Genomic DNA, 11449 nt, shown 5'->3' with positions numbered 1-11449 from the left:
CCGCCTGGCTGGTGGCCCGGGGCCGCACCGGCCAGTGGGGCACCGAGCCGGCCTCGACCGACCCGCGGCGGATCGCCCAGGCCGACGCCTGGGCCAGCGGCGGTGGGCTGTGGTTGGCGCTGCTCGGCGACCGGCCGGTCGGCGCGCTGGTGGTGGGCGCGGCGACCGAGTACGTGCCGGCGGCCACCGAACCCGAGCTGTACGTGAACCTGCTGGTCAGCGACCGGGCGCACCCGCGGCTGGGGATCGGCGGCCGGATGCTGGCGCACGCGGCGGAGCTGGCCCGGGCGCGCGGGCTGGGCCTGCTCCGGGTGGACTGCTACGCCGGCGACGACGGCGCGCTGGTCCGCTGGTACACCGGGCAGGGCTTCACCCCGACCGACCCGTTCACCGTCGAGCGCCCCGGCCGCGATCCGTGGCCCGGCCAGATCCTGGCCCGCCGCCTGGCCTGAGTCGGCCGGCGTCGGTCAGCCGATCTCCTCGTCCACGAAGCACCAGCGCCACGCCTCGCCCGGCTGAATCGAGCGCATCACCGGATGGCCGGTGTTCTCGAAGTGCTTCGAGGCGTGCTGGTACGGCGAGGAGTCGCAGCAGCCGACGTGCCCGCAGGTGAGGCAGGCGCGCAGGTGCACCCAGTCGTCGTTGCCGACGGCCACGCAGTCCGGGCAGTCGTCGAGGGTCTGCGGGTCCGCCGCGCCCGCCCCGGTCAGGTGCGCACAGCTCACTCCGCCACCTCCTGCCGCAGCAACGACTCCTCCAGGTCCAGGTCTCGATAGGCCCGCACCAGCACCTCCTCGGGGATCCGGCCGGAGTCCCGGGCGGCCCGGAACACCTCCCGCTCGGCGTCGATCATCTCCTGCCGCAGCCGACCGTACGCCTGGGACGGCGTTTCCCGTTCGGTGCCCCCCAGGCGTTCCCAGGCCATGTTGGTGCGGTCCTCGAGCAGCCGGCGCAGCCGCTCGACCACGGCCGCCGGGGCGGTGTCGGCGAGCGCGTCGAGACGCTCCCGGGCCGCCCGGCTGGCCTGCTGCTGCACCCCGGCGGCGGAGAGCGCGTCCTGCACCGGGTCGTCCGGCGGCAGCTTGAGCCGGCGGGCGACCCCGGGCAGGGTGGCGCCCTGGGCCACCAGGGTCACCACGATCACCGCGAACGCCAGCCAGATGAAGAGCGCGCGCGGGTAGGGCTCGTCGTCGGCCAGGGTGAGCGGCAGCGCCAACGCGGCCGCCAGGGTGACCACGCCGCGCATCGCCGCCCAGCCGATCACGATCGGGAAGCGCGGCGACGGGGCCGGGTCGCGGCGACGGACCCGCGGCACCAGCCGGGCCACGTAGGTGGCCGGGAAGACCCAGAGGAACCGGGTGAGGAAGACGGTGACCAGCACCGCCGCCGTGATCGCGGCCAGGAAGCCGGCCGGTTCGTCCAGCTCCCGCAGCACCTCGGGCAGTTGCAGGCCGACCAGCAGGAAGACCAGCCCTTCCAGCAGGAACCGGACCAGCCGCCAGAACGCGCCGACCTGGAGCCGGGACGCGGCCGACATCAACCGGGGCAGCTTGTGGCCGAGCGCCAGCCCGGTCACCACCACCGCGACAACCGCCGAGGCGTGGATCTCCTCGGCCGCGAACGCCACCGCGAACGGGATGATCAGCGAGAGCGCGTTGTCCAGCAGCGGGTCGCTGATCCGCTTGTGCAGGAAGCCGAAGAGCACCGCGCCGAGCGCACCGATCAGCAGGCCACCGCCGGTGGAGCGGACCACCTCCACGGTCACCTCGGTGACCCCGACCGTGGCGCCCACCGTGGCGAGGCTGGCGATCCGCAGCAGCACCAGCGCGGTGGCGTCGTTGACCAGGCTCTCCCCCTCCAGGATGGTCACCACCCGCCGGGGCAGCCCGATCCGCCGGGCCACCGCAGTGGCGGCGACCGCGTCCGGGGGCGCCAGCACCGCGCCGAGGGCCAGGCAGATCGCGAACGGCACCGCCGGCAGCATCAGGTGCACGACCAGACCCACCGCGAACGCGGTGAAGACGACCAGCCCGACGGCGAGCAGCAGGATCGGTCGCAGGTTGAGCCGGAACGCCGGCACCGAGGTCTCCAGGGCCGCGATGTAGAGCAGCGGCGGCAGGATGCCCACCAGCACCAGCTCCGGGTCGAGCTGCACCTGCGGGAAGCCCGGCACGAAGGAGAGGACGAGGCCGAGCACCACCAGCAGGATCGGCGCGAGCAGCCCCAACCGCCGGGCCAGGGCCGCACCGAACGTCGCGATCGCGAGGAAGACGACGACCTCGAAGAGAGCTTCCATGGCGTACGAGCCTAGGCGTGCCCGGCCCGCCCGCCGATCATCCGGTGGTGCGCAGTTTCGGCAGCACCTCCGCGCCGAACGCGTCGATGAAGGCCCGCTGCTCCTGCCCGACGTGGTGCAGGGCGATCTGGTCGAAGCCGAGCTGCACGTACTCCTCCAGCCAGCCGACGTGCCGGCCCAGGTCGGCGGAGACGTTCACCGCCTGCTCGACCTTCGCCATCGGCACCACCTCGGAGACGGTGTCGAAGTGCTCGGCCATTTCCAGGTCCCAGCAGACCGGCGGGGCGAAGACGTTGCTGCGCCACTGGTCGTACGCGACTGCCTCCGCCTCGGCCTGCCCGGGGGCCCAGCTGACGTGCACCTGCAGGTGCAGCGGCCCGCGCCCGCCCGCGTCCCGGTACGCGTCGATCATCTGCCGCAGGTGCGCGGCCGGGGCGTTCACCGTGATCAGCCCGTCGGCCCAATCGGCGCACCAGCGGGCGGTGGCCACGCTGACCGCCGCGCCGATCAGCGCCGGCGGCTGCTCGGGCCGGGTCCACAGCTTCGCCCGGTCCACCCGGACCAGGCCGTCGTGGCTGACCTCCTCGCCGGCCAGCAGCGCGCGGATGACGTCGACGCACTCGCGCAGCCGGGCGTTGCGGACGTCCTTTCGGGGCCAGCGGTCGCCGGTGATGTGCTCGTTGCTCGCCTCGCCGGTGCCCAGCGCGGCCCAGAACCGGCCGGGGTACATCGCGGCCAAGGTGCCGATCGCCTGGGCGATGATGGCCGGGTGGTAGCGCTGCCCGGGGGCGTTGACCACGCCGAAGGGCAGGTTGGTGGCCTGGAGCGCCGCGCCGAGCCAGGACCAGGCGAAGCCGGACTGGCCCTGCCGCGCGCTCCACGGGGAGAAGTGGTCCGAGGACATGGCGGCGCCGAAGCCGGCCCGTTCGGCGTGGACCACCGCGTCCAGCAGGGCGCGGGGGTGGATCTGCTCATGGGAGGCGTGGAAACCGAACACCGTCATGGGTGTCTTCCCTACCCACGTCGCCCTCCGGCCGAAACGGCGCGGGCCGGCGCGCCGGCCGGGCCCGCTCGGCGTCGGCTACTCGGCGTGCGCGCCGGCGCCGGCCGAGGCGGCGCCCTCACCCACCCAGACGGTCTTGGTGTTGCAGAACTCCCGCATCCCCAGGGCCGAGAGCTCCCGGCCGTAGCCGGAGTTCTTCACCCCGCCGAACGGCAGCTCCGGAAAGGAGGTGGTCATGCCGTTGACGTAGACGTTGCCGGCGTCCAGGTCGGCGGCGAAGCGCTCCTGCTCCGCCGGATCCCGGGTCCAGGCGTTCGAGCCGAGGCCGAAGGCGGTGCCGTTGGCGACCTCGATCGCCTCGTCGTACGACGACACCCGGTAGAGCCCGGCGACCGGGCCGAACACCTCCTCCGACCACATCCGCATCCCGGGGGTCAGGTCGGTGACCACGGTCGGCGGGTAGAACCAGCCCTCCCCGGCGGGCTTCTCCCCGCCGCAGAGCACGGTGGCGCCCTTGTCGACCGCGTCCCGGACCTGGGCGTGGATCTCGTCGCGGCCGCGCTCGCTGGCCAGCGGGCCGATGTCGGTGTCGGCGTCCATCGGGTCACCGACCCGCAGCGCCGCCATGTTCGCGGCGAACTTCTCCGCGAACGCGTCGAAGACGTCGGTGTGCACGATGAACCGCTTCGCGGCGATGCAGGACTGGCCGTTGTTCTGGCAGCGGGCGGTGGTGGCGACCTCGGCGGCCCGGTCCACGTCGGCCGAGGGCATCACCACGAACGGGTCGCTGCCGCCCAGTTCCAGCACCGTCTTCTTCAGCTCCCGGCCGGCGATCTGGCCGATGGAGCGGCCGGCGCCCTCGCTGCCGGTCAGCGTCGCCGCCCGGACCCGGGGGTCGCTGAGAATCTTCTCGACGGCCTCCGAGCCGACCAGCAGGGTGGTGAAGGCGCCCTCCGGGAAGCCGGCCCGGCGGAACACGTCCTCCAGCAGCAGGGCGGTCTGCGGCACGTTGGAGGCGTGCTTGAGCAGGCCGGTGTTGCCGGCCATCAGCGCCGGCGCGGCGAAGCGCATCACCTGCCACAGCGGGAAGTTCCACGGCATCACCGCGAGCACCGGCCCGATCGGCTGGTAGCGGACGAACGCCCGGGCAGCCTTGACCGCCTGCGCGTCGGCCGGGGAGTCGGCGAGGAACTCCGCCGCCTTCGTGGCGTAGAAGCGGCACGCGGTGGCGCACTTGGTGACCTCCGCCTTCGCCGAGGCGTACGTCTTGCCCATCTCGGTGGTCATGATCCGGGCGATCTCGTCGCGCTCGGCCTCCAGCAGGTCGGCCGTTGCGGTCAGCCACCGCGCCCGCTGGTCGATCGTGGTGGCGCGCAACTGCCGGTACGCCAGGTCCGCCCGCTCGATGGCGGCGTCGACCTGGTCGTCCGACATCGCCTGGTAGGTCTTGAGCACCTGCCCGGTGGCGGGGTTGGTGGTGGCGATGGGCATCTCGTACTCCTGTCACTCGAAGAGTGAGTGCCGCGCGCCCGGCTCCTCGCGGCGGCGGGCGGCACGGCGGCGCTGGATGATGACCAGGTCGACCACGGCGACCACGGCGAAGACCACGCAGAGGAACCCCAGCCACACCAGGTCGGCCCGGAGCGCCAGCACCGCGAAGAGGGCCATGGTGACCAGCCCGAAGCCGGCGAGCGCGAGCCGGAGGTTGAGCGCGCTGTAGGCATGGCCGACCGTGCCACGGGCGCGCCGGGGCTGCGATCTCGTCATTGCACGGAGCTACCCCCGATCGGCGGGCTTAACCCGCCACGCCGCGCCGCTGGCGTGCGTGACCCGCCGACCCCGACAGAGTCGGCGGTGATCCGGGCGGCGGAGCGGGTATCCGCCAAGCGCCGGGGCGAGCCCGGCGGGCCGGGTCACGCCCGGGTGGGTTGCGTTACACCCGTGCGTCGTGACCCGGCCGACGGCGGCCGCGGCGGCGAGGATGGGGGCATGACCATGACCCACGCGGTGCCGGTGACCGTCGCGATCGCCCGGCGCGCCGACCCCGCCCGGGCCAGCGAGATGGTGGCCTGGATGCGGGCCGGCACCGCGCTGGCCGAGGCGTTCCCGGGGTTCCTCGGGGCCGGCTGGGTGCAGAGCGCGCCCGGCTCCGGGGAGTGGCACATGCTCTACCGTTTCGCCGACCACGAGACGCTGCGCCGCTGGGAGGAGTCGCCGCAGCGGCACTGGTGGCTCACCTCGGCGCAGGGCATCGTCGAGCACACCCGGGTCGAGCGGCGGACCGGGATCGAGGGCTGGTTCGATCCGCCGCGCGAGCACACCGTGGAGACCGTCCCGGTCAGCGCCGAGCCGACCGTGCCGCCGCCCTCCCCGCCGAGGTGGAAGCAGGCGGTGACCATCTGGCTGGCGTTCTTCCCGCTCAGCCTCACCGCGACCCTGCTGACCAGCCGGTTCCTGCCGGGCGTGCCGCTGGCCGCCCGGGTGCTGATCATGACGCTCACGCTGACGCCGCTGATGACCTACCTGGTGCTGCCCTGGATCACCCGGGCCCTGCAATGGTGGCTGCACGGCCAGCGGGCGCCCTGGCGCCTAGCACGCTGAGCCCCGTCGCGGGAGGCCTCTGCCGCATAGCCGACAGCAGCGGGTGACCACCCGCTTCCGCGCTTAGAGTTACCGCGCTGTCGCTCTCCGCTGCGGGACTGGGGAAGGTATGCCTCGTCGCTGGGTCACCACCGTCGCCTGCCTGCTGGCACTGGTCGCGCTCGCCTGCGAGAGCGGCGGGGAGGCGGCCCCCCGCCCGTCGGGCGGGTCCAGGCCGCCGGGCGCGTCCGGGGGCATCGCGGCGCTCGGCGACTCGATCACCACCGGCTTCGGCTCCTGCCTGGTGCTCACCTCGTGCCAGCGCAACTCCTGGTCGACGGGGGACGGGCTGCGCGTCGACAGCCTCTACCAACGCCTGCTCGACCGCGACCAGGCCATCCGCGGCCGGGCCTTCAACCACGCCCGGCCGGGCGCCCGCGCCGCGTCGCTGGAGGGACAGGCCCAGCAGGCGGTACGCGACCGGGTCGACCACGTCACCGTGCTGATCGGCGCCAACGACGTCTGCCGGGGCGGCGTCGAGGTGATGACCCCGGTGAGCGAGTTCCGCGCCGAGGTGGATCGCGGCCTGCGGGCGCTGCGCACGGGTCGGCCGAAGGCGCGGGTGCTGGTGGTGAGCATCCCGGACCTCTACCGGCTCTGGGAGGTCGGGCACACCGACTCGCGGGCGGTGCGGGCCTGGCGCCGGGGCGTCTGCCCGGCCCTGCTGGCGAACCCGACCTCGACGGACCCGCTGGACCGGGCCCGCCGGGCGGCCGTGCGGGAACGGATCGACGACTACAACGCCCAGCTCGTCGCCGCCTGCCGGGCGTACGGCTCGCGCTGCCGCTACGACGGCGGGGCGGTGCACCGGGTGCGCTTCACCCTCGACCTGGTCAACCCGTTGGACTGGTTCCACCCCAACGCCGCCGGCCAGGACCGCCTCGCCGACGTGACCTGGCGCGCCTCCGGCCTCGCCGGTTGAGGCCGGCGCCGCCGCCGGCGCCATGCCGGCGAACCGCGTCCGCCCGGTGCGTCAGGGGCGGCGGGGTTCCGGGACGGTGGCGGTGCCGTACTGGCGGTAGAGGGCGCGGGAGCGCTCGGCGAGGTCCTTGGTCGCCGAGGAGTTGGCCCAGGTGCCGAGGATGATCGCCGCGCCCGGCACGACCTTGGCGAAGACCCGTTTCGCCGCCCGCACCCCGGCCATCTGGGCCAGCCGGACGCCGAGGCGGAGCATCACCTTGCCCAGCGGGTTCTGCCCGCCGCTGCCGAAGAGCGCGCCGGCCCGCTCCCGACCGGCGGCCACCCCGAGCGCGAGCCGGGCGCTCTCGGCGACCTTGTGCACCTTCTGGAGCACCAGCAGGTCGGTGGCCCGGTCGGGGTGCACCGGGTCGACCCCGTACGCGGCGGCGATGTGCAGCACCATCCGGGCCTGGGTCCAGGCGAGCACGCCCACGTCGATCACCGCGCCGGGCAGCCCGGCCGCGCCGGAGACGGCGCCCGAGAGGCGTGCCCGGTTGACGAATCTGCGTGCCGCCTGCTCCGCCAGGGCCTCGGCCGAGGCGCCCGGCTGCTCGGCCCGGGCCCGGGCGGCCCATTGCGCCGCCTCCGGGCCGAGCCGGCGCACCGCCTCGAGGGCGAGGTGCTCCGGGGCGTACTGCGGGTCCTCCCGCATCCGGTCCCAGAGCTTCGCCGGTGGCGCCTCGGGGGCGTCCTGGGGTGCTGCGGGAACCGCCACGGGCGGGGGCGTGGGAGCGACGGGCTGGCCGTCGGCGGGCGCGGAATCGGTCACGGGATCTCCCGGAGGGGTCGGAGGAGACGACGACAGCGCGGTCAGCGGCGGTTCTGGAACTTGGCCGCCAGGCCGCGCAGCTTCTGCTGGGTGGTGGGCTTGGCCAGCTCGCGCCGGCCGCGGTCGACCAGCTGCTGCCCCTTGGGGGAACGCAGGAAGGTGCTGATCCGCTGCATCAGAGACATGTCGTCCTCCTGTAGGTGGTACCTCACTCATGTGTACCCCGAGGTGACAACCCCTGTACCCCGGATGCCCGATCGGCAACCGTCCACTGTGGTCGGCGAGAGCCTACTGCCCGGCCGCGAGGATCGCGTCGACGACCTTGGCCGCCCGCCACTCGTGCTTGGCGTAGTGCTCCGGGAAGGCGGAGATCTGCACGGCCTGGGCGGCGTCGGTCAACCGCATCTGCTGCCAGCCCGGCACCTGGGCCAGCGCGGCGAGGAACTGCCGGGTGGCGAACTCCGGGTCCATCAGCTGCCCGACCTCGCCCCAGCCGCTGCTGGAGCGCTGCTGGAACAGCCCCACCGAGTCGTGGTCCCAGCCAACGCCCTGGTGCGGGTAGTCCTGGGACTCCGGGAGCACCCCGCTGGCGACGTTGTAGAGGTTGCTCTCCTGCATCGCGGTGGCCACCGCGATCACCAGCGCGCGCTCGGGCATGCCCATCCTCCGCCCGGTCCGCACGATCGCCTCGGCGTTCTCCATCTGGGCGTTGTCGAGGCCGGCGACCGGGGCCGGGTCGACCGGCCGCGGCTTCTTCCGGGCCTTCTTCGGCGCGGGCCTGGTGTCCGGGTCGGCGGCGGCGCCCGCCGTGGCGGCCGGGGTGGCGGACCCCCGGTCGCGGTCGTGGTGGCGGGAGGCCGCGTTCGGCTCCACGCGCTCGACGGGGGCGGTCGGGTCGACCCGGGCGGCCGCGTCGGCGTTCTCGCCCCCGGCCTCGGCGACGGCGGTCAGGCCGAGGCAGCAGACCACGCCGGTGGCGAGGGCGATCCGGGCCCGGGCGGGCCCGCGCAGCAGACCCCGGGCGTACGAGCCGGCGGAGCGGAGCAAGGTTGTCCGGTTGGACGAGGGGGTATCGTCCGAATGGACAACCCCGTCACCGGGGGTGATCACAGGGTGAAGGGTGCGGTCGTCACGCATCAGCCGAGGCTAGGCAGGCCCCCACCTTGATCACGCACGGTAATGCCGTGGCGCTGCTCACGATATCGACGGCAGGGGGTGGACGCTCCGGGTCGACCCGGCAGGGCCGGGGACGGACCTCGCGGACCGGGCAGACCTCCGCCTCGTCCCGTCGCGCCCGAGGCGGGCCGGAACCCGGACGAAGCGGCGCCACCCGCACCATGATCCCCAAACTGGGCCGTTCGGTGGAGCGACATATCCACCAAACGCCCGACAGCCGGCGACTGACGGGCCAGATGGGGGCGATCCGCGCGGTTACCGGTCACCCGCCGACCCGCCGGGGCGCGCGCGAAGGAATGCAGCAGGATGGCGGATAGTTGCCCGAACCGGGTGCCGTCCGCGAACGGCGACCCGTACGCACATCCCAGGGAGGTCCGCACCGGTGCTCGACCCACACGAGCTCTACGAGCTCACCGAAGATCTGCCCGACCTCGGTCAGCCGGTCCTGATCCAGGCGCTCACCGGCTTCGTCGACGCCGGTAACGCCACCCGTCTGGCCAAGGAGCAGCTGCTCACCTCGCTGGACGCCCGGCCGATCGCCCGGTTCGACGTCGACCAGCTCTTCGACTACCGCTCGCGCCGGCCGGTGATGACCTTCGTCGAGGACCACTGGGAGTCGTACGACGCGCCGCGGCTGGAGCTGCACCTGCTGCGCGACGACGACGAGACCCCGTACCTGCTGCTCACCGGCCCCGAGCCGGACCTGCAGTGGGAGCGCTTCGTGGCGGCGGTCGGCGGCCTCGCCGCGCGGCTGGACGTCCGGCTCACGGTCGGGCTCAACTCGATCCCGATGGCCGTGCCGCACACCCGGCCCACCGGGGTGACCGCCCACGCCACGCGCCGCGACCTGATCGCCGGCTACGAGCCGTGGTTGCAGCGGGTCCAGGTGCCGGGCAGCGTCGGGCACCTGCTGGAGTACCGCCTGGGCGAGCAGGGCCGCGACGCGCTCGGCTTCGCCGCCCACGTGCCGCACTACGTGGCGCAGACCGAGTACCCCGCCGCCGCCGAGGTGCTGCTCGCCTCGGTGTCCCGCAGCACCGGGCTGCTGCTGCCCCGAGACGGGCTGCGGGCCGCGGCCGAGGTGGTCCGGGTGGAGATCGACCGGCAGGTCGCGCAGACCGACGACGCCGCCCAACTGGTCCAGGCGCTGGAGGAGCAGTACGACGCCTTCGCCCGCGGCCGGGGGGAGAAGAACCTGCTCGCCGCCGAGACCGGTCCGCTGCCCACCGCCGACGAGCTCGGCGCCGAACTGGAGCGGTTCCTGGCCGAGCAGACCCGCCCGGGCGACACCCCAGGCAGCTGACCGGCCACCGGCGGCGGCCGGGCTCCGGACCGCTTCCCCGGGGCTGAACCGGGCGACACCCCGGGGAGCCGAGCCGGCGGCCGGGCCACGGATGGGGCAGGCTGGGAACATGCGTCTGGCGACCTGGAACGTCAACTCGGTGAAGGCCCGCCTGCCCCGGCTGCTGGACTGGCTGGCCGGCACCGGGCCGGACGTCGTCTGCCTGCAGGAGACCAAGTGCCCCGACGGCGCCTTCCCGGTGGCCGAGGTGGGCGAGCTGGGCTACACGGTGGCCAGCCACAGCGACGGCCGGTGGAACGGGGTCGCCATCCTGTCCCGGGTCGGCCTGGCCGACGTGGTGGTGGGGTTCCCCGGCGAGCCGGGGTTCCCCGAGCCCGAGGCCCGGGCCATCTCGGCCACCTGTGACGGGGTGCGGGTCTGGTCGGTGTACGTGCCGAACGGCCGGGCGCCGGACGACCCGCACTACGCGTACAAGCTGGCCTGGTTCGCGGCCCTGCGCGACGCGGTGGAGGCGGAGCTGACCAGTGGGCTGCCGCTGGCGGTCTGCGGTGACTTCAACGTCGCGCCGACCGACGCCGACGTCTGGGACCCGGCGCTGTTCACCCACTCCACCCACGTCACCCCCGCGGAGCGGGCGGCGCTGGCCGCGCTGCGCGACCTGGGGCTCTCCGACGTGGTGCCGACCCCGATGAAGGGCCCGCACCCGTACACGTACTGGGACTACCGGGCCGGGATGTTCCACCAGAACAAGGGCATGCGGATCGACCTGGTGTACGCCTCGGCGCCGTTGGCCCGGGCGGTCCGCTCGGCGTACGTCGACCGGGAGGCCCGCAAGGGCAAGGGACCCTCCGACCACGCCCCGATCGTCGTCGACGCGGAGCTGGTTCCGGCGGTGGAGTCGTTCTGAGCCGCCGCGTCGTGGCTAGGGTGGACCCATGGCAGTCGTGAAGATCAACGCGATCGACGTCCCACCCGGCGCCGGCGAGGAGCTGGAGAAGCGGTTCGCCGCCCGGGCCGGTGCGGTGGAGAACTCCCCCGGTTTCCTCGGCTTCGAGCTGCTCCGCCCGGTCGCCGGGGAGAACCGCTACTTCGTCTACACGCGGTGGGAGAACGAGGAGGCGTACCAGGCGTGGGCCGCCGGCCCGTCCCGCGCCGCGCACGCCGACCCCGGCGGGAAGCGCCCCCCGGTCGCCTCCGGCGCCAGCCTCCTGGAGTTCGAGGTCGTCCAGGAGGTGCCCGCCCGCGCCTGACGCCCCGCCCGCCTTCCGACGCTGCGGCCGCCCGGCGCCTCCCCGGGCCGGC

14 protein-coding genes are annotated in these 11449 nt (G+C 74.1%); 6 read left to right on the top strand and 8 right to left on the bottom strand.

Annotated features, from left to right (window positions below):
* Positions 1-452: GNAT family N-acetyltransferase (locus tag NCC78_RS19620; RefSeq protein ID WP_250796135.1), on the top strand; the 452-nt coding region annotated here is incomplete at its 5' end.
* Between the two features lie 15 nt (positions 453-467).
* Here the strand turns inward: NCC78_RS19620 and NCC78_RS19615 are convergent.
* From NCC78_RS19615 to NCC78_RS19595, 5 genes are all read right to left on the bottom strand, one after another.
* Positions 468-725 carry a UBP-type zinc finger domain-containing protein gene (locus NCC78_RS19615; protein WP_250796134.1) on the bottom strand — a complete coding sequence of 86 codons (258 nt, stop codon included), beginning with the start codon at positions 723-725 and terminating at the stop codon, positions 468-470.
* A complete protein-coding gene (locus tag NCC78_RS19610; RefSeq protein ID WP_250796132.1) occupies positions 722-2296 on the bottom strand; it encodes a Na+/H+ antiporter in 1575 nt (524 codons plus the stop codon). The genes NCC78_RS19615 and NCC78_RS19610 overlap by 4 nt, the downstream gene beginning before the upstream one ends.
* Positions 2297-2333: 37 nt before the next feature.
* Positions 2334-3299 carry a TIGR03885 family FMN-dependent LLM class oxidoreductase gene (locus NCC78_RS19605; RefSeq protein WP_250796131.1) on the bottom strand — a complete coding sequence of 322 codons (966 nt, stop codon included), beginning with the start codon at positions 3297-3299 and terminating at the stop codon, positions 2334-2336.
* A 78-nt stretch (positions 3300-3377) separates the two neighbouring features.
* Positions 3378-4790, bottom strand: coding sequence for an NADP-dependent succinic semialdehyde dehydrogenase (locus NCC78_RS19600; protein ID WP_250796130.1), 1413 nt, complete (start codon positions 4788-4790; stop codon positions 3378-3380).
* Between the two features lie 12 nt (positions 4791-4802).
* The gene (locus NCC78_RS19595) at positions 4803-5066 is read right to left on the bottom strand and encodes a DUF6343 family protein (RefSeq protein ID WP_250796128.1); all 264 of its coding nucleotides are present in this window, start codon (positions 5064-5066) and stop codon (positions 4803-4805) included.
* 222 nt (positions 5067-5288) lie between these two features.
* Here NCC78_RS19595 and NCC78_RS19590 point away from each other — a divergent pair, with 222 nt between their 5' ends.
* Both NCC78_RS19590 and NCC78_RS19585 read left to right on the top strand, forming a co-directional pair.
* On the top strand, positions 5289-5900 hold the full coding sequence (locus NCC78_RS19590; RefSeq protein ID WP_250796127.1) for an antibiotic biosynthesis monooxygenase: 612 nt from the start codon (positions 5289-5291) through the stop codon (positions 5898-5900).
* A gap of 109 nt (positions 5901-6009) precedes the next feature.
* Complete coding sequence (locus NCC78_RS19585) at positions 6010-6861, top strand: GDSL-type esterase/lipase family protein (RefSeq protein WP_250796126.1); 852 nt, start codon at positions 6010-6012, stop codon at positions 6859-6861.
* Positions 6862-6912: 51 nt separating this feature from the next.
* Here NCC78_RS19585 and NCC78_RS19580 read toward each other — a convergent pair whose 3' ends face one another.
* The 3 genes from NCC78_RS19580 to NCC78_RS19570 form a co-directional block, all read right to left on the bottom strand.
* Entirely contained in the window at positions 6913-7668 is a 756-nt protein-coding gene (locus tag NCC78_RS19580) for an EcsC family protein (protein WP_250796125.1), read from the bottom strand.
* A gap of 41 nt (positions 7669-7709) precedes the next feature.
* Positions 7710-7853, bottom strand: a complete 144-nt coding sequence (locus tag NCC78_RS19575) for a hypothetical protein (RefSeq protein ID WP_250796124.1) — start codon at positions 7851-7853, stop codon at positions 7710-7712.
* 103 nt (positions 7854-7956) lie between these two features.
* On the bottom strand, positions 7957-8805 hold the full coding sequence (locus tag NCC78_RS19570; protein ID WP_443677205.1) for a peptidase M23: 849 nt from the start codon (positions 8803-8805) through the stop codon (positions 7957-7959).
* A 421-nt stretch (positions 8806-9226) separates the two neighbouring features.
* Between NCC78_RS19570 and NCC78_RS19565 the strand changes: the two genes are divergently transcribed.
* From NCC78_RS19565 to NCC78_RS19555, 3 genes are all read left to right on the top strand, one after another.
* On the top strand, positions 9227-10147 hold the full coding sequence (locus tag NCC78_RS19565) for a proteasome assembly chaperone family protein (protein WP_250796122.1): 921 nt from the start codon (positions 9227-9229) through the stop codon (positions 10145-10147).
* Positions 10148-10256: 109 nt separating this feature from the next.
* Positions 10257-11054 carry an exodeoxyribonuclease III gene (locus NCC78_RS19560; RefSeq protein WP_250796121.1) on the top strand — a complete coding sequence of 266 codons (798 nt, stop codon included), beginning with the start codon at positions 10257-10259 and terminating at the stop codon, positions 11052-11054.
* A gap of 28 nt (positions 11055-11082) precedes the next feature.
* On the top strand, positions 11083-11397 hold the full coding sequence (locus NCC78_RS19555; RefSeq protein WP_250796120.1) for an antibiotic biosynthesis monooxygenase family protein: 315 nt from the start codon (positions 11083-11085) through the stop codon (positions 11395-11397).
* Positions 11398-11449 lie beyond the last annotated feature (52 nt).

Origin of the sequence: Micromonospora phytophila (genome assembly GCF_023656545.1) — a bacterium.
Classification (GTDB): domain Bacteria; phylum Actinomycetota; class Actinomycetes; order Mycobacteriales; family Micromonosporaceae; genus Micromonospora; species Micromonospora phytophila.
This window is presented reverse-complemented; position numbering and strand designations above follow the sequence as displayed.

Bases quoted from the DNA above. Each gene is read 5' to 3' on its own strand.
- NCC78_RS19610 (WP_250796132.1), bottom strand. From the start codon at position 2,296: ATGGAAGCTCTCTTCGAGGTCGTCGTCTTCCTCGCGATCGCGACGTTC.
- NCC78_RS19605 (WP_250796131.1), bottom strand. From the start codon at position 3,299: ATGACGGTGTTCGGTTTCCACGCCTCCCATGAGCAGATCCACCCCCGC.
- NCC78_RS19600 (WP_250796130.1), bottom strand. From the start codon at position 4,790: ATGCCCATCGCCACCACCAACCCCGCCACCGGGCAGGTGCTCAAGACC.
- NCC78_RS19595 (WP_250796128.1), bottom strand. From the start codon at position 5,066: ATGACGAGATCGCAGCCCCGGCGCGCCCGTGGCACGGTCGGCCATGCC.
- NCC78_RS19590 (WP_250796127.1), top strand. From the start codon at position 5,289: ATGACCATGACCCACGCGGTGCCGGTGACCGTCGCGATCGCCCGGCGC.
- NCC78_RS19585 (WP_250796126.1), top strand. From the start codon at position 6,010: ATGCCTCGTCGCTGGGTCACCACCGTCGCCTGCCTGCTGGCACTGGTC.
- NCC78_RS19575 (WP_250796124.1), bottom strand. From the start codon at position 7,853: ATGTCTCTGATGCAGCGGATCAGCACCTTCCTGCGTTCCCCCAAGGGG.
- NCC78_RS19570 (WP_443677205.1), bottom strand. From the start codon at position 8,805: ATGCGTGACGACCGCACCCTTCACCCTGTGATCACCCCCGGTGACGGG.
- NCC78_RS19560 (WP_250796121.1), top strand. From the start codon at position 10,257: ATGCGTCTGGCGACCTGGAACGTCAACTCGGTGAAGGCCCGCCTGCCC.
- NCC78_RS19555 (WP_250796120.1), top strand. From the start codon at position 11,083: ATGGCAGTCGTGAAGATCAACGCGATCGACGTCCCACCCGGCGCCGGC.